The organism is Bacteriovorax sp. As-1 (genome assembly GCF_058446905.1).
The window spans coordinates 1398072-1418155 of the sequence record NZ_CP184341.1; the positions used below are offsets into that span (position 1 = coordinate 1398072).

General features: G+C 40.6%; 18 protein-coding genes and 1 pseudogene. 7 read left to right on the forward strand and 12 right to left on the reverse strand.

Going from position 1 to position 20084, the window contains the following annotated elements:
- Nucleotides 1-3: 3 nt before the first annotated feature.
- The 3 genes from ACN20O_RS07080 to ACN20O_RS07090 are packed head-to-tail and all read right to left on the reverse strand — an operon-like array spanning nt 4 to nt 1493.
- Nucleotides 4-840, reverse strand: coding sequence for an adenine nucleotide alpha hydrolase family protein (locus tag ACN20O_RS07080; RefSeq protein WP_491638551.1), 837 nt, complete (start codon nt 838-840; stop codon nt 4-6).
- Nucleotides 837-1034: a hypothetical protein gene (locus ACN20O_RS07085; RefSeq protein WP_133566658.1), complete on the reverse strand. Its 198-nt coding sequence runs from the start codon at nt 1032-1034 to the stop codon at nt 837-839. The genes ACN20O_RS07080 and ACN20O_RS07085 overlap by 4 nt, the downstream gene beginning before the upstream one ends.
- 27 nt (nt 1035-1061) lie before the next feature.
- Nucleotides 1062-1493 (reverse strand): tail fiber domain-containing protein, encoded by a 432-nt coding sequence (locus ACN20O_RS07090; protein ID WP_158649743.1) that lies wholly within the window; start codon nt 1491-1493, stop codon nt 1062-1064.
- A 173-nt stretch (nt 1494-1666) separates the two neighbouring features.
- Between ACN20O_RS07090 and ACN20O_RS07095 the strand changes: the two genes are divergently transcribed.
- Genes ACN20O_RS07095 through ACN20O_RS07105 form a run of 3 tightly spaced genes read left to right on the forward strand, consistent with a single transcriptional unit; the run spans nt 1667 to nt 5644 of the window.
- Entirely contained in the window at nt 1667-2776 is a 1110-nt protein-coding gene (locus ACN20O_RS07095) for an aminotransferase class I/II-fold pyridoxal phosphate-dependent enzyme (protein ID WP_491638554.1), read from the forward strand.
- Nucleotides 2769-3992 (forward strand): glycosyltransferase, encoded by a 1224-nt coding sequence (locus tag ACN20O_RS07100; RefSeq protein WP_491638556.1) that lies wholly within the window; start codon nt 2769-2771, stop codon nt 3990-3992. The genes ACN20O_RS07095 and ACN20O_RS07100 overlap by 8 nt, the downstream gene beginning before the upstream one ends.
- Complete coding sequence (locus ACN20O_RS07105; RefSeq protein WP_491638558.1) at nt 3989-5644, forward strand: carbamoyltransferase C-terminal domain-containing protein; 1656 nt, start codon at nt 3989-3991, stop codon at nt 5642-5644. Before ACN20O_RS07100 ends, ACN20O_RS07105 begins: the two co-directional genes overlap by 4 nt.
- Here ACN20O_RS07105 and ACN20O_RS07110 read toward each other — a convergent pair.
- A complete protein-coding gene (locus ACN20O_RS07110) occupies nt 5641-5916 on the reverse strand; it encodes a PqqD family protein (protein ID WP_491638560.1) in 276 nt (91 codons plus the stop codon). The genes ACN20O_RS07105 and ACN20O_RS07110 overlap by 4 nt on opposite strands.
- Nucleotides 5917-6020: 104 nt before the next feature.
- Here ACN20O_RS07110 and ACN20O_RS07115 point away from each other — a divergent pair, with 104 nt between their 5' ends.
- The 4 genes from ACN20O_RS07115 to ACN20O_RS07130 all read left to right on the forward strand — a co-directional run bounded on the left by ACN20O_RS07115 (nt 6021) and on the right by ACN20O_RS07130 (nt 11142).
- On the forward strand, nt 6021-6755 hold the full coding sequence (locus ACN20O_RS07115; RefSeq protein ID WP_491638562.1) for a radical SAM/SPASM domain-containing protein: 735 nt from the start codon (nt 6021-6023) through the stop codon (nt 6753-6755).
- Nucleotides 6756-6839: 84 nt separating this feature from the next.
- Nucleotides 6840-8969 (forward strand): methylmalonyl-CoA mutase, encoded by a 2130-nt coding sequence (gene scpA, locus ACN20O_RS07120; RefSeq protein WP_491638564.1) that lies wholly within the window; start codon nt 6840-6842, stop codon nt 8967-8969.
- A complete protein-coding gene (gene meaB / locus ACN20O_RS07125) occupies nt 8969-9928 on the forward strand; it encodes a methylmalonyl Co-A mutase-associated GTPase MeaB (protein WP_491638566.1) in 960 nt (319 codons plus the stop codon). The genes scpA and meaB overlap by 1 nt, the downstream gene beginning before the upstream one ends.
- Nucleotides 9925-11142, forward strand: coding sequence for a twitch domain-containing radical SAM protein (locus ACN20O_RS07130; protein ID WP_491638568.1), 1218 nt, complete (start codon nt 9925-9927; stop codon nt 11140-11142). Before meaB ends, ACN20O_RS07130 begins: the two co-directional genes overlap by 4 nt.
- Nucleotides 11143-11191: 49 nt before the next feature.
- Here ACN20O_RS07130 and ACN20O_RS07135 read toward each other — a convergent pair whose 3' ends face one another.
- The 8 genes and pseudogenes from ACN20O_RS07135 to ACN20O_RS07170 all read right to left on the reverse strand — a co-directional run bounded on the left by ACN20O_RS07135 (nt 11192) and on the right by ACN20O_RS07170 (nt 20081).
- Complete coding sequence (locus tag ACN20O_RS07135) at nt 11192-11704, reverse strand: biotin/lipoyl-containing protein (protein WP_491638570.1); 513 nt, start codon at nt 11702-11704, stop codon at nt 11192-11194.
- Nucleotides 11704-13161: an acetyl-CoA carboxylase biotin carboxylase subunit gene (locus tag ACN20O_RS07140; RefSeq protein WP_491638572.1), complete on the reverse strand. Its 1458-nt coding sequence runs from the start codon at nt 13159-13161 to the stop codon at nt 11704-11706. Before ACN20O_RS07140 ends, ACN20O_RS07135 begins: the two co-directional genes overlap by 1 nt.
- Nucleotides 13158-14723, reverse strand: a complete 1566-nt coding sequence (locus tag ACN20O_RS07145) for an acyl-CoA carboxylase subunit beta (protein WP_491638574.1) — start codon at nt 14721-14723, stop codon at nt 13158-13160. The genes ACN20O_RS07140 and ACN20O_RS07145 overlap by 4 nt, the downstream gene beginning before the upstream one ends.
- A gap of 110 nt (nt 14724-14833) precedes the next feature.
- Nucleotides 14834-15880: a hypothetical protein gene (locus ACN20O_RS07150; protein ID WP_491638576.1), complete on the reverse strand. Its 1047-nt coding sequence runs from the start codon at nt 15878-15880 to the stop codon at nt 14834-14836.
- A gap of 1 nt (nt 15881) precedes the next feature.
- Nucleotides 15882-16388 (reverse strand): annotated as a pseudogene (locus ACN20O_RS07155) (ATP-binding cassette domain-containing protein); the annotation flags it as partial.
- Between the two features lie 92 nt (nt 16389-16480).
- Entirely contained in the window at nt 16481-17089 is a 609-nt protein-coding gene (locus ACN20O_RS07160) for an ABC transporter permease (RefSeq protein ID WP_491638578.1), read from the reverse strand.
- Nucleotides 17089-18063: an ABC transporter substrate-binding protein gene (locus ACN20O_RS07165; protein ID WP_491638580.1), complete on the reverse strand. Its 975-nt coding sequence runs from the start codon at nt 18061-18063 to the stop codon at nt 17089-17091. Before ACN20O_RS07165 ends, ACN20O_RS07160 begins: the two co-directional genes overlap by 1 nt.
- Nucleotides 18060-20081 (reverse strand): alkaline phosphatase family protein, encoded by a 2022-nt coding sequence (locus ACN20O_RS07170; RefSeq protein WP_491638582.1) that lies wholly within the window; start codon nt 20079-20081, stop codon nt 18060-18062. The genes ACN20O_RS07165 and ACN20O_RS07170 overlap by 4 nt, the downstream gene beginning before the upstream one ends.
- Between the last annotated feature and the right edge of the window lie 3 nt (nt 20082-20084).

A 20084-nucleotide genomic window follows, 5' to 3' on the forward strand; every position in this document is an offset into this window, starting at 1 on the left:
GGTCTAATCCAGCATCACTTTTACTTTTTTATCATTGCGATTTTCTATCAGCTTAATCATCGACTTGATTTTATCCGAGTAAAACTTCGTCGTCAGATCAGTGTATTCTTCATAGGTTTTGTTGGCCATGAAGTATTTCAGAGCGAAAATATTAAAAATGATAAACTGAAAGCATCGAGGTTGCCTTTTCTTATCATAGTCTGAACCTTTAACATTGGGAGAAGGTGCCAGCCCCATTTTATAAAGCCTGAATCCCGGTGTCTTTTCGTTTTCAAAACTAGTGACACTGTAATCTGACTCGCGGGCCAAAAGCTTGGCATTAGACTTATTGATAAAGTCTTTATCTTCCGGGCCATCCATTTCAAAGACTGGATTAAAATAAGTAATCCCAAAATGGGCGTACATCCTTTTCATCTCATCAATCACCGGCTTCATCTGCGCCGGCTCCATCGTCATGGCCTGGTTTGCACCATCGGCGACGAAGTAAACGTCGTTATCGATGCAGTACTTGATTGTCCTGACGTGCATAGAGAGCTTACAAAGCCCGCATGTCGAAAGATTAAAGAGCCCGTGCTTCTTTATATTTTCAAAATAGTTTTCGTAAGAAACGTGTTGGAAAAGTTTATCCACATTCAAAAATGTATGAATGAAACGATCTTCTCCATATTTCTCTTTTAAGGCCTGAGTTTGAACTGCTGTATTGTCTGTGGCGTGAAATCCAAAACGGTCATAAGTGACCAGGTGAACTTTTTCGAAATTCTCCTGAAGCATCGCTGCCGTCAGAGTCGAATCTGTTCCTCCAGAGAATAAAATGGCGACAGCTTTTCCTGATGGATTCATGACTGCTTCCTCTTTTCTTCTTCAAGTTCTTTGGCCTTTCTAATTTCGCCAAGAATGTAGTTTAGGATTCCAAAATAAGTGAAATAAACGAATTGAGTGATCCACCCCAGGATTTCACTTAATATAACACGCAATCTCCAAGGGAGAATAAGAGCGAGAAGACAAATGAAGTAACCAATTGCTCTACTTATCATTTTACCACGTAAAAGAAGAGAGATGCATTACTTGTTCTTTAACTGCTCTTCCAGACTAAGGATTCTTTCGTTCAGGTTCTTGATCGTCTCGGCCATGATCGGAATCATTTGCTGATAGTTTACGAAACTATGCCCCTGAGGATCTTTTTTTACTAGTTGAGGGAATTCTTTTTCTACTTCTTGTGCCATGAAACCAAATTGCTCACCCTGTGGGAAGTTGTGTTCCGGGAATTCAGAAGTTTTGTATGTGAAGTTGTAAGCTTGAAGTTGGCTTAGCTTTGAAAGAGCGTCTTGTGCATTAAGAGCTGAGATATCATTTTTAAATGCAACATCAGAGCCTGCAAAAACGTCTAGGTAAACGCTGTCTTTTAGAACTTCAGCTTCGATTTTTTCAAGATCGTATTCCTTGATCTCTCCAAAAACGTAGTCCTTAAGCGCCTTATTTTTGTTATCTTCCATGCTAAACCTCATTTTTGTATAGCTAATACTATAAACCAATATTCTAAATTAACAAAATTTTAAAAAACTACACTGCGCGACAATGGTTTAGCATTTCCCTTCGTATTTACATAGTCGGTAAATTGCCAATAAGATGGTGTATCTTAAGAGCGAAAATCGAGGAAAAAGGCCCTATGTATTACTGTGACGACCTGGAAATCAAGGCGATCGAAAGAGTCTTGAAAACCAAGAAACTCTTCAGATACCAAGGCAAGGATGTCGAGACAGAATGCTCACAATTTGAGAGGTCATTCGCTCGCTACATTGATTCCAAAAATTCTATTCTTCTCTCAAGTGGCACAAATGCCCTGGTAAATGCTCTTTTTTCACTCGGAATCACTGAAGGCGACGAAGTTCTCATTCCCGCTTACACCTTTTTTGCGACAGCAGCTGCTGTTTTAGAACTCAAGGCCACTCCGGTTGTAGTAAATATCGACCAGCACCTGAGTTTTGATTCTCTCGATTTACAACATAAAATCTCTGATAAAACTAAGGCCATCATCGCCGTTCACATGGATGGTTATGCCTGCAATTTGAATGCACTGACAGATTTTTGTCAGACTCACAAGATCGCTCTCATCGAAGACTGCGCTCAAGCTGTCGGTGGTCAGTACCAGAATAAAAAACTCGGAAGTTTTGGAGCTTTTGGCTGCTTCTCCTTTAACGTTGATAAAATCATCTCGTGTGGGGAAGGTGGAGCTTTGAATGTAAATGATGAGGAGCTTTATCAAAAAGCGTTTCTTTATCACGATACCTGCAACCAGTTTGGTGTCACTCATAAAGACCTCTATTCCATTGCCAAGTTTTCCGGAAAATCTATGCGCGCCTCTGAAATTCAAGGGGCCATGATGAATGTTCAACTAGATCGATTAGATACAATCATTGCGGATTTAAAAATAAGAAAAGAACTTTTAGACCAGCGTTTCTCAGAATTAGGATTCGAACAAGTTCCTACTTACGATAAAAAGGGTGAGTGTTTCACAACATCTCGCCTGTTATGCAAAGACGCAGCTATCGTTAATGCCATGGTGATCTCTCTTAACAATCTTGGCATCAAAACCAATTCTCCCATGTTAAGACCGGCCCATCACATTTGGCAGTGGCATGCGCTTCTTCCAAAAACTCAGCACAAGTTTGATTTCCTACCAACGATTGATATTCTTTCCCGCGTTCTATTAGTGCACGTGACTCTGGATGAGACAATTGAAGAATGGCAGGAAAAATTAAAGAGGATTCATGCCTAATCAAAAGCGCATTGTCCTTCTGACCAGCAAAGACAATTTTGTCTGGACCAGTATGCAGGAAATTATTCCCATGATTGAGAGGTCATGGAGCGAACTGGCAAAAAAAGAAAACTACTCTCTGACAACAATCAATGTCGACGATTCAGTGCCATCGCAGTTTATGCCAGCGCTTATCTCTTCAGACCTGATTGTGATTTCATGTTTTAATACAAAAATCGCCCGCTTTATTAAAATGATCAGAGAGAGTTACAAGATCGACACTCCTTTTTTCTTCTATCTTCACGGCCTGGCGACTATTGGACTTTGGCCACTAGAGCGCTTTGGAGTTCTTTCTCTTTTTACATCCAATGACCTTTTTATTGGCACATGTGAAGGCGACTTAGAGTCGATGAAGATTTCTTTTGAGAACGCTAGAACGCAAAAAATCCCTTTTACTATTTCTGATTCTCCAATGCTTCATGATCACTTAAGTGCGAGTGCTCCTTTTGTTTATATTGGAAGAATTTCCCCACAAAAAAACCTGGATCAATTAATCACAGCTTATTCAGATCTCCCTCTGAGTATCAGAGAGAATCATCCTCTGTATTTATATGGAAACGAAGATCACTTGGGCTACCCCAACATTGGTCAAAAAGAAAATACCTATCTGGAAAAACTAGAGAGGTTAGTTCAAACACTAGACCTCAAAGACCAAGTGACTTTTAAAGGTTTTGTAAATAGATTAGATATTCAAAAGGAACTTGGCTCAAATTATATTTTTGTCAGTCCTTCAACTCACTCTGATGAAAATTTTGGCATGGCCGCTTTTAGAGCACTTCTTTCTGGAGCCACTTGCGTTTTATCAGATTGGGGTGGACACAAAGAATATAAAAATCATTACCCCGATCATATTTATTACATCACGCCCCTTTTAACAGACACCGGCCCCATCATACCCCTTAAGCAATTTACCGAAATTTTATTGCTGGCCGTGCGAGAAAGACGACAAGGACAACCTGGCTTTCCTGAAGCCTTTTCAATGGAAACGATTCACTCACTGTTAAAAAATGAAATGGCTCGACTTCCTCTTCAAAATGAAAGTTTAAAACCTAAATCTCTTGCTCAAATTTTAATTTCTCAACAGAAAAACTTTGAGTCCCAAGAAGATATCCAGCGCTGTTTTCATTCATTTTCCGATCCTGCTTTTATTTCTTTCTTCAAGGCGTACGCCAAATGAAAAAGCAATACTTAGGCTTGGGAAAAACAAAATACAGCTCTTCTGTTTGTTTAATCGACCAGGATCAAACTGTCGAAATGCTCCTGACTGAAAGATTAAACCGCAAGAAAAATTCAGGTGCCTGGCCAGAGCTTCCTCTTAAAGCTCTTAGCGAAAGACTTGATCGCTCAGTCCTAATGTTAGCTGAAAATCGCGATGTCCATCACCCAATGCAAATCGAAGACATCCAAAACGGAATCTTCCCTTTTTATGATTACCTAAAAAAAGAAAACCTGGATTTTTTCACCAGTAGGTTTAACCCACATATCACTTTTATCTCCCACCACTTCTGTCACGCTTCGGCAGCTCTGGCCATCTCACCTTTTGAAAAAGCAGTGATCATTGTCATGGATGGTGCTGGAACTGAAGTGAACGCAGAAGAGTATGAGGAATGTTCAGTCTTTTTACAAGACGGAGTCAAACTCACTCCTTCATTCAGGCAAACGATTCGCTTTTCCAAATCTCACAAACACTCTCAGCACAGTTTTGGAAATCGTATTGGTTCTGCTTATGAAAAAGCTTCTGAGTTCATTTTCAACTCTCCTAATTCTTCAGGGAAAGTTATGGGACTGGCTTCATTTGGAAAAGCACTCCCCTTAAAAGACTATTACGACTTCATGGAAAATCTTCCATGGGACTTAAGCTTTAAAAAGAGATCTAAAGAAGATTGGGAAAAAACAGACCATACGCTTTTTAAAAATATTGCAGCGACAGTTCAACAAGCACTAGAGGACGATTACGCGAGAATCATCGCGAAAGTCAAAGAACTTCACCCTGAATACGAAAACCTGATTCTTACCGGTGGATGCGCTCTCAACTGCACTAACAATGCAAAAATCCTTTACCAAAATCTTTTTAGAAAAATTTTCGTCCCTCCATTTCCCGGAGACGAATGTATTGGTTTTGGTCTGGCGCACGCTCTAAAATTCAAAGAATACCCAGAATCATGGCAACCTCTTTTATTTGAAAATCAATCGGCCTATTTTGGCGCTCAAAGTTCAGTGCCGACTGATCATGAAATCGAAAAACATTTCACTTCGGATGAATTTGAATTAGAAAAACACCAGGATATTACAAAAGCGGCTGCTCAACTTCTTCACGACGGGCAAACAATTGCCTGGTTTCAAGGAAGAAGTGAATCAGGTCCTCGCGCTCTTGGAAACCGCAGTATTCTTTCTCGCCCTGATATTCCTGGCCTTAAAGATAAACTCAATACCCACGTTAAATTTCGTGAGAACTTCCGCCCGTACGGCTGCTCGGTTCTCTACGAGAAGGCCCATCTCTACTTTGATGTCGAAGAAGGCTTTAACAACCCTTACATGTCTTATGCGATTAAAGTTCGCCCTGAATTCAAGGCCACTTTAAAAGAAGTGAGTCACATCGATGAAACATCTCGCATGCAAACCGTAAGAGCTGGTCAAAATGAAAAATTTTATAAATTAATTAACGAGTTCGGTCAAAAAAGCGGGCTTTACTGCCTGTTAAATACATCACTCAATGTTATGGATGAGCCGATTTTAGAAACAGTGGCAGACGCTAGACGTTTTATGGAAAAAACCCCCATCGAATATCTCATCATTGGGGATTTCATCATCAAAAAAATAAATAATTAAGCTTTTACCAGAAGGTTTTTCGATAACAGAGTTTCAACAAAATTCGTGATATCAGATTGAATTTGTTCTTTTGAAGCATTGTAAGTTGAGAACATTTCTTCAGCGATTTGATTAAGGTCTTTTTTTGCTACCATCTCTTTCCAGATTTCTGCAGCGGCCCCATTAATTTTAAAGAACGTACTACCTTCATCCATTTTCATCAGGATCACTGTTCCATCTTGATTAGACCTAGAAACGATGTCTTCTGGAATCGAATAATTGTTCTCAAACATGAATAAACCCCTTTTGCCTTCTTTCCAAAAGTATTCTACAGTTAACGAATTAATGTCAATAATAAAGCATTTCCCATTGGGAAAATCTACGCGGCACCCAAGACATGATTAAGTATTTTCTAGGCATTGAAATTGAGATCAATCATCATTGCAACTTAGCGTGTACTTATTGTCCCAATTCAAATACCGAAAGAATTAATAAAGGCCTGATGTCGCTGGAAAATTTCCGCGTGATCATGAATCAATTAAAAGACATTAATTACGAAGGAAAAATCAGCTATCACTTTTACAACGAGCCGATGCTTCACCCGGAGCTTGAATCTTTCGTCAAACTCAGCAAAGAAATTTTGCCCAAAAGTCAGTCCGAAATTTTTACTAACGGTGTGTACTTAAATCCTGAGCGTTATGAAACTCTAAGAAAAGCGGGTGTTGACCGCTTCACAGTCACCAAACACAAAGGCCTCTCTAAAATCGCTTTTGAAGAAACTTACAACAATCTCTCTCCTGAAGAAAAGGCCCGCAATCAGTTTTTTGATTACTCTAAACTGGTTTACACTAATCGCGGCAACCTGGTTGATTTCGGAAAAAAGCTCGATCACCCATCTAAAAAAATGTGTCTCATTCCTACTTGTGCCCTGGTTGTTACCGTTAACGGAAACGTTGTGACTTGTTACGAGGACTACCAGGAAAAAACCGTCATGGGCAACGTCTTCGAAGAGCATATCAAAGACATCTGGATCAAGCCTGAGTACCAGTCTTTCCGAGAGGATTTAAAGCAAGGATTCCGCTACAAGCACGAAGTGTGCAAAACCTGTAACAACCTCAAAGTTATCGTCTAAAACCCGCTCTGAGCCACGCATCAAATTTCCCAGTTTAACAACTCTTTGCTAGAGTAAGTCCATCTCTTATCTAAAGGAAAATGTATGTTGAACGATTGGGAAAAGCTCGTCGAAAAAGAAACCAAAGGCAAAAAGCCAAGCGACCTGACATGGAACTCACCAGAAGGAATTCCTGTTAAGGCCTTCTACTCTAAAGCTGATACTGAAAAATTAAAATTTACAGATACAATGCCTGGAATTGAGCCTTTCATTAGAGGGCCAAAAGCTACGATGTATGCGGGACGCCCGTGGACAATCCGTCAGTACGCAGGATTTTCAACTGCAGAAGAATCAAACGCGTTCTACAGAAAAGCACTAGCGGCCGGAGCTCAAGGGGTTTCAGTTGCTTTCGATCTTGCCACTCACCGCGGATACGATTCAGATCACCCGCGCGTTTCTGGTGACGTTGGAAAAGCTGGTGTGGCTATCGATTCTGTTGAAGACATGAAGATTCTTTTTGATGGAATCCCATTAGATAAAGTTTCTGTTTCAATGACAATGAACGGAGCCGTTCTTCCAATTTTAGCTAACTATATCGTTGCTGCTGAAGAGCAAGGTGTCTCTCAAGATAAACTTTCTGGAACTATCCAAAACGATATCTTAAAAGAATTCATGGTGAGAAACACTTATATCTTCCCACCAGCTCCTTCAATGAGAGCGATCGCTGACATCTTCGCCTACACAGCGAAGAATATGCCAAAATTCAACTCAATCTCTATTTCAGGATACCACATGCAGGAAGCTGGAGCGGATGCCGTTCTAGAACTTGCTTACACAATCGCTGACGGAAAAGAGTACATTGACACTGCTCTTGCCGCTGGCATGAACATCGACGACTTCGCTCCAAGACTTTCATTCTTCTTTGGTATCGGAATGAACTTCTACATGGAAATTGCAAAACTTAGAGCAGCTAGATTCCTTTGGAATAAAGTTGTATCTAAATACAACCCAAAAAAAGAAGACTCAAAAATGCTTCGTACACACTGCCAGACTTCTGGTTGGTCACTAACAGAGCAAGACCCATACAACAACGTTATCAGAACAACGATTGAAGCCATGGCCGCTGTTTTTGGTGGAACTCAATCTCTACACACGAACGCTTTTGATGAAGCCATCGCTCTTCCAACTGAATTCTCGGCAAGAATCGCCAGAAACACTCAGATCATTATCCAGGAAGAAACTCACATCACTAACGTTGTCGACCCTTGGGGTGGATCATACATGATGGAAGCTCTGACTCAAGAAATGATTGATAAAGCTCAAGCCATCCTTGATGAAGTTGAACAAGCTGGTGGAATGGCAAAAGCTATCGAAACAGGTATTCCAAAACTAAACATTGAAAAATCAGCGGCGATTAAACAGGCCCGCATTGATAAAGGACAAGATGTTATCGTGGGAGTTAATAAGTACCGTCTTAAAGAAGAAGACGCGATTGAAACTCTGGAAATTGATAACCACAAAGTTCGCGACTCACAAATTGTCCGCTTAGAAAAACTTAGAAACAACCGCGATGACGAAGCTGTTATGCAAGCTCTTGAAGAGCTGACAGAATACGCTCGCACTGGAAAAGGAAACGGACTTGACCTTGCAGTGAAGGCCGCTCGCCTTCGCGCCAGCGTTGGGGAAATCACTTACGCCCTGGAAAGAGTTTGGGGACGCTATAATGCCAATACACAAACTGTAACCGGTGTTTACGGTAAATCTTTTGAAAAGGATGAGAACTGGATGAAAATAGCTGACGACATTAAAGCTTTCGTAGAAAAACACGGACGCCGTCCGAGAATGCTCGTTGCGAAGATGGGTCAAGATGGTCACGACCGCGGAGCTAAAGTTATTGCAACCGCTTTTGCTGATGTTGGTTTTGATATCGATCTTGCTCCTCTTTTCTCAACTCCTGCTGAAGTCGCAAAACAAGCTGTAGAAAACGACGTTCACGTCGTGGGTGTCTCTTCTCAAGCTGCCGGACATAAAACTCTTATCCCGGATTTAATTGCAGAACTTAAAAAACTTGGTGCCGACGATATCATCGTTGTTGCTGGTGGAGTTATCCCAAAAACAGACTACGACTTCCTATGGAAGGCGGGAGTTAAAGGAATTTTCGGACCAGGAACTGTTATTCCAGTTGCTGCCCGCGATGTTCTAAAAGCAATCGAAGAAAATCTTAAAGGCCAATAATGATTGATTTTAATAAACTGATTAGTGGCGATAGAAGAACTCTGGCAAGGGCCATCACTCTTTTGGAATCAACAAAAGATTCTGACCGCGCTCTTGCTGAAACTCTTTTAGATCAGGCCCTTCCTCATTCGGGGAAAAGCTTTCGCATCGGGATCACTGGTGTGCCGGGTGTTGGTAAATCGAGCTTCATTGAAGCTTTCGGCCAGCACCTTATCGAAAAAGGACACAAGGTTGCCGTTCTTGCTGTTGACCCAAGCTCTCCGATTAATGGCGGAAGTATTATGGGCGATAAAACGAGAATGGAAAAACTCTCGTCAATGAATGAAGCGTTCATTCGTCCATCTCCAACATCAGGTTCATTAGGTGGTGTGGCCTTTAAAACCAGAGAGGCCATCGTTCTTTGCGAAGCTGCCGGCTTTGATTTCATCATCGTTGAAACTGTTGGTGTTGGACAATCTGAGTATGAAGTTCATAGCATGGTGGATTTTTTCGCCATCCTTATGCTTCCCAATGCCGGTGACGAACTCCAAGGGATCAAGAGAGGAATTTTAGAACTCGCTGATCTCATTGTCGTCAATAAGGCCGACGGACAAACGGTTCAATTAGCAAAAGCTGCGGTTCAACAATACACAGGGGCCGTTGAACTCTTAACTTCGGTTTCTTTATGGAAACCAAAAGTTGTCGCGACTTCATCCCTGGAAAAAACCGGAATTGATAACGTCTACGACATCATCAGTGAATACAGAACAACTCCAGCGATTGCCGGCGCTTTTAAAACTAAAAGAGCTGAACAAAATAAAAACTGGTTTCATAAACTCGTTCATGAATTAATCGAGCTAAGACTTAATTCTAAAAAAGAATACAAAGACAAACGCGCCAGTCTTGAAAATGAAGTCACAGCAGAGAAAAAATCTCCTCTAAGTGCCGCTCAAGACTACATTAACGAGGTCCTTAAATGACCTCGTCGACCTTTTGCATTCTCCCTTGGTTGCATTCGGCAATCGAGGCAGATGGGCGAGCATTTCCTTGCTGTCTATCAACGAGAGACAAAGCAATTGGTCACCTTCATCAGAATTCTCTGGCCGAAATCTACAACTCTCCAGCTTATAAAAAAATTCGAACAGACATGCTTGAAGGTAAAAAAGTGCCTTCCTGCACTCACTGCTACGACATCGAAAAATGCGGTGGAACGAGTTTAAGACAAGACTCCAATAGAGACTTTCAAGATGAAATTGAAAATAGAATCGCTCAAACCGCTCCCGATGGAACTCTACCGGAGCTAAATATCACATCCCTTGATTTGCGCTTTTCCAATGCCTGCAACTTCAAGTGTCGCACATGCGGGCCGAATTCAAGTTCATCTTGGTATGAGGATTTTAATGAACTCACTCCTTCAGAAAAGTTCACTAAGATCTTGAGACCGACAAAAACCAAAGAAGAATTTTGGAGCATGATAGACCCAATGCTGCCGACACTTAAAAAGGTTTATTTTGCTGGAGGAGAGCCTCTACTTGAGCCCGATCATTACTTAATGCTAGATAAACTCCTGGCCCATAAAAATACCGATCTTACTCTCCACTACAATACAAACTTCTCAGCGATTAAACTTGGAAACAAAATCACGTTTGATTACTGGAAACAATTTAGCGATGTAAGCCTCTTCCTAAGCTACGATGGATTTGGAAAAAAAGGTGAATACATTAGGAGTGGTATGGACTGGAAGAAAATTCTGGAAAACCACCGCCAGATGCAAGCTCACCCGCACATCAAATACTACATCACACCCACGGTAAGTGTGCTTAACGCTTTTCACCTACCTGAATTCTTCTCTCATCTCATTGGAGAAGGACTCATTACAGATGGAAGCCAGATTGGCCTCAACATCGTCCACCACCCGACTTTCTACAATGTGACGATTTTCTCTCAAAACGAAAAGAAGGCCCTAAGAGACCTCTTCCTGAACTATATTGAAAACAAACTCAAGGCCTACAAAATCAAAAATACTGAACACTTGATTCAGCAACTTCACATGGTACTCAACTACGCCGAAGAAAAAACAGAAGACTCTCCTTCGGCTAGAAAGATGTTTTTAATGCAAACCGTGTCTTTGGATAAAGTCAGACAGGAAAAGATGCTGGCCCTTTTCCCTGAACTCATTGGCTTTTACCAATAAAAAGGCCCCAGACATGCTGAGGCCTTCGTATAAAGCTTTTTAAAAAGTCTTATTCTGCTTCTACTTCGATCATTAAAACGCCGTTATCAAGAGCATCTCCCGCTTTAACGTGGATAGCTTTAACAACACCATTTGTTCCACACTTAATCTCGTTTTCCATTTTCATAGCTTCAAGAATTAAAAGTGTCTGACCTTTTGTAACCTTGTCGCCAACTTTACAGTTGATCTTAACAACCTTACCAGGCATTTGCGTAAATAGACCGCCTTCGTCTCCACCACCTAGAGAAGATGGCTTGTATCCGCGGTAAAGTTTAAAAACTTTATCCACGTTCAGCATGATCCCTGGAGAATCCTGACGAGCAAGCTTATTCCATCTTACACCATCAGTTGAAGCAAAGTACTGATCAGCAAGCTTTCTAACAAAGATTGTTTCTTTGTTAACTTCTTTTTGATCTTTAATCGTTCTGAACTCAAACTCCACCATCTCTGCTGAGTGAGTGATCGTTTTTGTCAGGTCGATAATGTATTCGTTTTTATCGTTATCAATTAAATACGTTCTCATTATAACCCCATTCTTCTTGCTTCAATTCCCGCGATCTGCTTATAGATATGCGTGAAATTCATGTCTGTACTCACCTGTTCTTGAGGTTTTTCGGTACCGATGAAGTTAGTTGAATATTTACCTTTAACGAAAACTTCGTTCTTCATAATAACTTTATGAAGAGGGATGTTTGTTTTTAATCCTTCGATTAAAAGACCATCAAGAGCAGCTTTCATTTTTCTGATTGCTACTTCTCTTAGAATCCCTTTAACAACCAGCTTTCCTACCATTGGGTCGAAGTCTGGAGTTACTTGGAGTCCTTTATAAAGACAGTTATCAAAACGAGTTCCTTGCGGGAAGTTCGTTTCACATCCTGTTACAGTTCCTGGAGCTGGAAGCATCGTGATTGGATCTTCAGCACAGATACGGCATTCAATAGCGTGACCTGTTCTCTTAATCCATTCCTGTGAAGGAATACCAAGATCGTCACCGAAAGCAGACTGGATCATACATACGATCAAGTCGATTCCTGTGATTTCTTCAGTAATCGGGTGCTCTACCTGGATACGAGTGTTCATCTCAAGGAAATAGAACTCTCTGTCTTCACCCATAATTAATTCAACAGTTCCTGCAGAGTCATACTTGATGGCCTTAGCAAGGTTTACCGCTGAGTTACATACACGTTGGCGAAGATCTTCATCATCTCCAATGAATGGTGATGGAGCCTCTTCAACGATTTTTTGGTGACGACGTTGAATTGAACATTCTCTTTCGAAGAAGTGGAAAACGTTCCCTTTTCTATCAGCTAGAATCTGAACTTCAATGTGGTGAGGGTTTACGATGTATTTTTCTACAAGTAAATCACCATTTTTGAAAGCAGCTGCTGCTTCTCTTCCTACAGCTTCGAAGTTATTTCTAACGTCTTCCTCGTTGTGACAAACGCGCATACCGCGTCCACCACCACCAGCAACAGCTTTAAGTAAGATAGGATATTTAATCTGGTTTCCGATTTTGATAGCTTCTTCAATCGACTTTACCGGCCCAGTTGAACCAGGAACTACTGGCATACCAACTTTTTGAGCAAATTCTTTTGAAACAGCTTTATCACCCATAACTCTTACAGCTTCTGGGTGTGGTCCAATCCATACGATTCCATTATCAACAAGAGCTTGTGAAAACTCAGTGTTTTCTGAAAGGAATCCGTATCCAGGGTGAACCCCATCGATTTTATACTTTTTACAAACATCAAGGATGTTTGGAATGTTTAAGTAAGTCTCAGCATTAGTAGAACCCGGAAGTCTTACCCATTCATCACACATTTCAAGGTGCTTTGCTTGAACTTCATTATCAGTCCAAACACCAACAGCAGTATGACCTAACTCGCGACACGCCTTAGCGATACGAGAGGCAATTTCCCCACGGTTAATGATGAGAATTCTTTTATTAGATGCAGTCGTCTTTGTTGTACCTTGGCTCATAGTTGGATGTTCCCGTGTTTACGTTTAGGCTTCTCTTGCTTCTTATTTTTAAGAGCGACAAGGTATTCATAAACTCTCTTACGAGTTTCTTCCGGAAGAATAATCGCATCCATAAATCCAAGTTCCGCAGCTCTGTAAGGGTTTGCGAATTTTTCTTCATAGTCAGCAATTAGCTGTGCTTTTTTATCGTCGAAAGCCTTCCCTGTTAATCCTTCCATATCAGCACGGTTAATAATGTTAACCGCTCCCTCAGCTCCCATTACCGCGATTTCCGCAGTTGGGTAAGCAAGGTTAACGTCAGTTCTGATGTGTTTAGACGCCATAACGAGATATGCACCACCGTAAGATTTACGAGTGATGATTGAGATTAGAGGTACAGTTGCTTCCGAGTAAGCGTATAGAAGTTTTGATCCGTGCTTAATGATCCCGCCGTACTCTTGGTTAGTCCCTGGAAGGAATCCTGGAACGTCTACTAGAGTTAGGATAGGAATATCAAAAGCGTCACAGAATCTAACAAATCTAGCTGCTTTTTCAGATGAATCGATGTCTAAAACACCAGCAAGAACTGCTGGTTGGTTGGCCACGATCCCGATCTTAATTCCACCAACTGAAGCAAAACCAACGATGATGTTTTTCGCGTAGTCTTTATGAACTTCTAAGAATTGAGCATCATCAACAACATCAAAGATAATCTCTTTCATGTCGTATGGTTTTTTAGGGTTAGCTGGAACAGTTTCTTTAATTTTTACGTTGTCGCGATAGATTGTATCCGACGTGTATTTTGGAGTCGCTTTCGTAAAGTTAGCAGCTGGAATGTATGAAAGTAGTTCGCGAACTCTTTCAAAACACTCGTCTTCTGAAGCCACTTTGAACTGAGCCACACCTGATTTCTCTGCGTGTGTTCCAGCTCCACCAAGCTGATCTTTTGTTACTTCTTCATGAGTTACAGTTTTAATAACATCTGGTCCAGTTACGAACATATAAGATGTCTTATCAACCATGAAAATAAAGTCTGTTAGAGCAGGAGAATAAACCGCTCCACCAGCACATGGCCCAAGGATTAAAGAGATTTGTGGAATTACCCCAGAACATTTTACGTTTCTGTAGAAAATTTCACCGTATCCCGCTAGACCTTCAACACCTTCCTGTATACGAGCTCCACCTGAGTCGTTCATTCCGATGATTGGAATTCTATTTTCAAGAGCAAAATCCATGATCTTACAGATTTTCTTTGCGTGAGCAGATCCTAGAGATCCACCAAAGCAAGTAAAGTCCTGAGAGTATAGAGCGATCTTTTGTCCGTTGATAGTTGCTATACCTGTAACTACACCGTCACCAAGAAAAGACTCTCCTTTTCCCATAACCGCTTTTTTACTAATAATGAAACGATCGAATTCAAGAAATGACCCCGGATCTACCAGGCGCTCAATTCTTTCTCTCGCTGTATATTTACCTTGTTCGTGTTGTTTTTTAATACGGGCTTCACCACCGCCAAGTTCAGACTCATGTCTTAGTTTTAGCAATAGCTCACGCTTCCCTTCCAGTGTCTGGGTTTGAGACATAAAAAAACCTCCTAAAGAAGGAGGCATATTATACTGTCATTCTTTAGGAGGCTACTTATAGTGCGTCAAATAAGAGTGAAAAAATGCAACTAAATAATGCAAGGCACAGGTTAAAAAGGCCCACGATAGTTTTTGAAGAAGGTATTTAAATTGATTAAGCGCGCCTCTTGAAAGACTTGGCCTCCGCTGCCAAAGGGAGCGGGTTTGGGTGTGAATTTTTTCTCTACGTTCCAATTTTTATCAAAGTAGGCGGCCATGTGCCCTTCTTGTGGAGTGTACACTGACGCGAGTTTTCTTTGATTCGGCAAGAGTTGCATTCCGCCGGCGAGTGCTTGATAGAATTTCTTCCCCTGATATTTCATATCATAAACCTTAATGGCCTCTTTGCCATTTACGAGAGGATCAATTTCAGCGATCGCAGAATAAGGTCTTTTTGGTTCAGATGCACTGAAGTGGTTATTCACATAAAGAAGAATTTTTCCTTCAGGCGTTGATTGGATGTCGTGAAAGTTAATCCCTGGAAGTTCAATATTTCTATGCCATAAGACTTTTTTAAAATCGCGGTCAAAAATGAGTACATATCCGGTAAAAGAAAAGTTCACCAACCAGTTTCCTTCGACAAATGCCGGGATTTTTTTAGAAATTGGATTCTTGGTAATCTGAAAAAAAGAATTCACATGAGTGGTATCACATAAATAATTTTTATTATTTCTCATGATGAGTTTTTTTAAGAAGGCATACTCTCTGGAGATTTGAATAATCTTTTCCTCAAAAACATCTCGGAAATCAACTACGTGTTTTTTTCGTCCTGTTTTCATATCATAGATTTCAATTGTGTCGAATCTGGTCTCACAGCCAAAAACGCTATGAGATGTTTCCCCTAAGATCGCCAACTCATTCCTATCGTCATCTACTTTAAGCTGATGATGGTGAACCCCTGGAGCTGACCAGAGTACTTTTTCATTGGCATTGATATATTGGATATCTTGATAATTGACCTGAATCCTGTCACCACTTTCTTCAAAGTGGCACATTGAACCCGGAAACCTTTTAATTAAGCCGCCATTTTCATCATAGAGCTCACACCCGATCTGGATAACCGGCATCGCCCAAGACGAAGAGATAAAGAGCAAGAAAAAAACCAGAAACTTTAACATGCTAAAGCTCCACAACTCTGGAAATTAAATGGCCAATACTTTCAGTGTTATGATCAATAAGAATTAAGAGAATATTATTTTTTTCCGAAAAACTTTTAACTTCAGATAAAATGTCATTTTTCCACTTATCGTCTAAAGAGCTTAGTGATTCATCTAAGATCAGAACTTTTGGTTTAAGAAGCATCCCACGCAAAATGGCCAATCTTCTCTTCATCCCTCCAGAAATTTCTTTGGGAAATAAATCTTTAGACTTTGCCAATCCAAACTTCTGTAAATAACCATCAAGGTCTATCGTTTCCGTTTCTAATCCTGCTTCTTTTAGAAAATGCAAATGACCCTTTACGCTCAACCATGGAAATAAATCATTCTCCTGATGAACGACGATGACATCGCGGGAAGGTGCGACCATCTTTTTTCTGCCGACTTCAATACTTCCACTTAGAGGTTTCAAATGACCTGCAATCAATGAGGCCAAAGTACTTTTCCCACGCCCCGAAGTTCCTTTGAGTAAAACCACCTCACCAGAATGACCAGTGAAATTGATTCCTGAAAAAACCGATGAACCTTCGGAGTAAGCAAAATAAAGATTTTGAACTTTAACTACTTCCACGGGGCCATCCTCGCTTCCAGTAAATAAAGTAGTCTCGTCATAAAATACCCAATGACTCCAATAGCGATCATATCGTAAATCATGTTGATATACTGCAGATTGATTCGATTGATCTGAATGGAATACCCTAACCCCGATTGCCCACTGATCATTTCAGCTGCAATAATCGACATCCAGCCCATAGAAAAACCTACGCGGATACCGGTCATGAGTTGAGGTAAGATCGCTGGGATAAGAATAAACCTAAGCATCTTCACTTTACTTAACTGCATTGACCTCGCCGTCTGAAGCACTTCGAGCTTGATACTCTCCAGCCCATCATACACTTGCGTGACAATTGAAGGCAGAACACCGATAAAAACAATGATAAAAGAAGCTGCATTACCAATGCCGAAAAATAAAATAACAAAAGGGATCCACGCAATCGGCGGCGGAAACTTAGGTGCATCTAAGATTAAATTGATTATAAAATTTCTTTTGAGAAACCGTGGTAAAGAATAGCGTAAAAAACCCAGGAGAATCCCCAGAACAACTGCCATCGCGCCTCCGATGAGAACGCGAGAAAAACTGCTCCAGGAATTTAAAAGAAGGTTGTACATTATTTTACAAGCTTAGCGTAATCATTATTAACAAAGTCTTTCATATTGATCTCTTTGTTAATGTTTTTCTTAATGAAGTCTGCTCCCTTTTGCATAATCATGAAGTCATCTTCATTAAACTGCATACGAATATCAGCATTCTTCTTGGCATTTAAATTTGGCTCAAGTGATGAAGCAATGGCCAAAGCGCCACTGTCTTTTAAATCAAACTTTGCTTCTTCCATAAACCATTTATCAACTTGTACTCTATTTTTGTTGTAATAAGCATAAGCATCACGCATAGATGTAATCATTGCGACTGCGGCCTTCGGACTCTTTGCCAGGAACTCCTTATTCATCAAAATCATTGAGCAAACTTTGCCAACATGAATCTCTCTTACCAGTCCTCTTGATTTTAAGATGGCCGGAACTGGGTCAAAACCGCTTAAAGCATCAAACTGATCCCACATCACTGACTCTGCTCCACTTTTTAAAACTAGTGGAATGTGCTCTTGAATCCCCAGGTTGATTAATTTTACATCTTCTCTAGCATTCAATCCTGCTTGTGTTAGTCCATCTACCACAATTCTTTCTGCCGCTGCACCAAACGGCACACCAACAGTTTTTCCTTTTAACTCTTTTAAATCTTTTATTGGAGACTTCACTGGAACATACGTTGATGTCCTGTTGTACATCATACGAGAAATCCCCACCCATCCTTTATCTTTTGAAAAAAGCTGAGCTGCTGGCTGATCTGCAGTCAAAACCACATCAATTTGTGATCCCATTGCTAGCTCATTTAACTCCGGCCCAAAATTTCTTCCAACGAACTCTGCTTCAATTCCATTTTTCTTAAGGATATCTGTATGTTTTAAAACCTGAACCAGCTGACCTTGAAGCGCCCAAGGAACTTGCCATCCAATACGAAGTTTAATGGGCTCATCGGCCATTGCTATGCTAGAAGCCAAAAACAAAACTGCAATTAACTTTTTCATTTTCCACCCATATAAAAAATTTCATTTATAACTTTGCCGTCAAGCAAGGGCTTGGTCGGATGATTTATTTTTGTTATTTTAGCGATTGTTGCATACTGGTCTGCGTGTTGTAAAACGTGCTCAATTTTGAAATTATTTTTTATCCCTGGACCGGCAATCACAAAAGGAGTTAAGAGTCCTTCAACATGCTCCGGATTTAAGGCCTGCTTATACCCCCCCCTTAATGAGCCAGTGACAATTTCCCCGTCTTCACTTACATCTTCCACCCAGCTAAAACCAGGCAGAGGTGAAATAACCAAATCACCAACACGCTCTTTGGGCATATGGATTTCTGCAACGTCTTCTCGGCGCCAGACTCCGGCCAGAATTCGTTTGCCTGTCTTATCATCTCTTAATTCATTGATCGCCTTAATCACTTCTTCTTTGAGTTTCTCTGATTCTTTAGTGTGGACTGGATTATAAGGATCGCCCAGTCCTCTAGGGTTAATATAAATATTATTCATCTGCAGAAAAACAACCTGCGTTTCTTTCCAATCAATTTCATAACTTTTTGTCCGCTCGCTATAGTTAAATTTTAACCATCCCTTTTTAGAAAAAAGATTGTTTAAACGAACTTCATTGTTGAGAGGAATTGCCCCGTGATCTGAGCTCAAAATAACATAGGTGTTCTCATCCGCATTTTTCATGACCTCGCCCAAGACGCGATCCATTTCACGGTACATCTCTTTAACTTCTGTCCAAAGTAACTTTTTTTCTTCTGCTGAAATCGCTTGTGATAGATGCCCATCATTATCAATAAAAGGAAGCCACCATCGGCTCGTGAGCATTTGATTTGGATTATAAACACTATGAATAATGAAATCGGATTTCAAATCTTTCATCAAATAAGCAACAACTCTTTGATGCCAATCCCAGCTCAGTTTTGATTCTTCCAAAAAAGTCTGTTTATCGTTCTTGTGATAAATCAACTGTGGTGGATAGTTATCGACAAAATCAACCATTGGTCCTAGTTTTTTTGACATATCGTCTGCCAGAACTGCCGGATAAGTTAAATATTCATTTAAAGAATCAAATAAAACCCTTAAACGGAATTTACCATCGGATAATGCAATCAGCTTCACTTTGGCATGCACATTCACATCTACAGACGAAAGCTGATTTTCCCAACCTGTCTTTTTAGGTGAATGAATCTGGTAGTCATTTTTTAATTCATAAGTAAGTGGCAACATAAACCAATTTGACCACTGTCCTTCCTTTAAAAGATATTCGCTCCCATTCACAGACAAAGTCACAGCATCCTTCAATACTTGAATGTTAAAGCGCTGTCCCCATGTCTTGAATTCATAAAAATTAGTTTTTTTCTCATGCGCAAACGTCAGAAGCTCAGGACCACTCGCAAACACCAACCTGTTGTGTCCCAGGCTTTTGTATAATTTCTCATCCTTTTGCTCTGGCTCAACAACCATCGATGGAAACTCAACACCCCATCCTCCCCAACGGCCCTTAATAACATTACCTTTGAAAATTTCAGGAGGAGTTGACCCTGGTACTGACTGCAGAGAAACGATGTAACTCTTATCTTCTAACTCTGTCCAAATAGGCGCAACAAGCTTCGCTAAAGAGCTAAAGCCCCCCTTGCTCACCATACTGAGAGGGTAGCCAAAAGTTCTCATCGCCCCATCGGCAATTCCATGTTTATCAGGATTGACTCCCGTTAAAAGAGTCGCAAAATTTGTTGGTGTGTGTCCTGGAAAAACGGGACGTGAATAACCATAGCTCCCCCTGGCCATTAAAAGCCTTAAGTTGGGAAGTTCTCCATTGTTGGCCCATTCAAAAATATTAAATTGACCGCGATCTGCCCGAAGTCCGTCAGGAATGAACCAATAAACTTTAATCTTTTTTTCTAATGAAGCCGGTGCTTGTTTATTGGCAATAAAAACGGCAAAGAAAAAAAAGATTACCGAAGCAACCTGCACAATAAGCGGCACTGAATGTTTAGACAAAATTCTATTTTTCATTCA

Bases quoted from the DNA above. Each gene is read 5' to 3' on its own strand.
- ACN20O_RS07080 (WP_491638551.1), bottom strand. From the start codon at position 840: ATGAATCCATCAGGAAAAGCTGTCGCCATTTTATTCTCTGGAGGAACA.
- ACN20O_RS07085 (WP_133566658.1), bottom strand. From the start codon at position 1,034: ATGATAAGTAGAGCAATTGGTTACTTCATTTGTCTTCTCGCTCTTATT.
- ACN20O_RS07090 (WP_158649743.1), bottom strand. From the start codon at position 1,493: ATGGAAGATAACAAAAATAAGGCGCTTAAGGACTACGTTTTTGGAGAG.
- ACN20O_RS07095 (WP_491638554.1), top strand. From the start codon at position 1,667: ATGTATTACTGTGACGACCTGGAAATCAAGGCGATCGAAAGAGTCTTG.
- ACN20O_RS07100 (WP_491638556.1), top strand. From the start codon at position 2,769: ATGCCTAATCAAAAGCGCATTGTCCTTCTGACCAGCAAAGACAATTTT.
- ACN20O_RS07105 (WP_491638558.1), top strand. From the start codon at position 3,989: ATGAAAAAGCAATACTTAGGCTTGGGAAAAACAAAATACAGCTCTTCT.
- ACN20O_RS07110 (WP_491638560.1), bottom strand. From the start codon at position 5,916: ATGTTTGAGAACAATTATTCGATTCCAGAAGACATCGTTTCTAGGTCT.
- ACN20O_RS07115 (WP_491638562.1), top strand. From the start codon at position 6,021: ATGATTAAGTATTTTCTAGGCATTGAAATTGAGATCAATCATCATTGC.
- scpA (WP_491638564.1), top strand. From the start codon at position 6,840: ATGTTGAACGATTGGGAAAAGCTCGTCGAAAAAGAAACCAAAGGCAAA.
- meaB (WP_491638566.1), top strand. From the start codon at position 8,969: ATGATTGATTTTAATAAACTGATTAGTGGCGATAGAAGAACTCTGGCA.
- ACN20O_RS07130 (WP_491638568.1), top strand. From the start codon at position 9,925: ATGACCTCGTCGACCTTTTGCATTCTCCCTTGGTTGCATTCGGCAATC.
- ACN20O_RS07135 (WP_491638570.1), bottom strand. From the start codon at position 11,704: ATGAGAACGTATTTAATTGATAACGATAAAAACGAATACATTATCGAC.
- ACN20O_RS07140 (WP_491638572.1), bottom strand. From the start codon at position 13,161: ATGAGCCAAGGTACAACAAAGACGACTGCATCTAATAAAAGAATTCTC.
- ACN20O_RS07145 (WP_491638574.1), bottom strand. From the start codon at position 14,723: ATGTCTCAAACCCAGACACTGGAAGGGAAGCGTGAGCTATTGCTAAAA.
- ACN20O_RS07150 (WP_491638576.1), bottom strand. From the start codon at position 15,880: ATGTTAAAGTTTCTGGTTTTTTTCTTGCTCTTTATCTCTTCGTCTTGG.
- ACN20O_RS07160 (WP_491638578.1), bottom strand. From the start codon at position 17,089: ATGTACAACCTTCTTTTAAATTCCTGGAGCAGTTTTTCTCGCGTTCTC.
- ACN20O_RS07165 (WP_491638580.1), bottom strand. From the start codon at position 18,063: ATGAAAAAGTTAATTGCAGTTTTGTTTTTGGCTTCTAGCATAGCAATG.
- ACN20O_RS07170 (WP_491638582.1), bottom strand. From the start codon at position 20,081: ATGAAAAATAGAATTTTGTCTAAACATTCAGTGCCGCTTATTGTGCAG.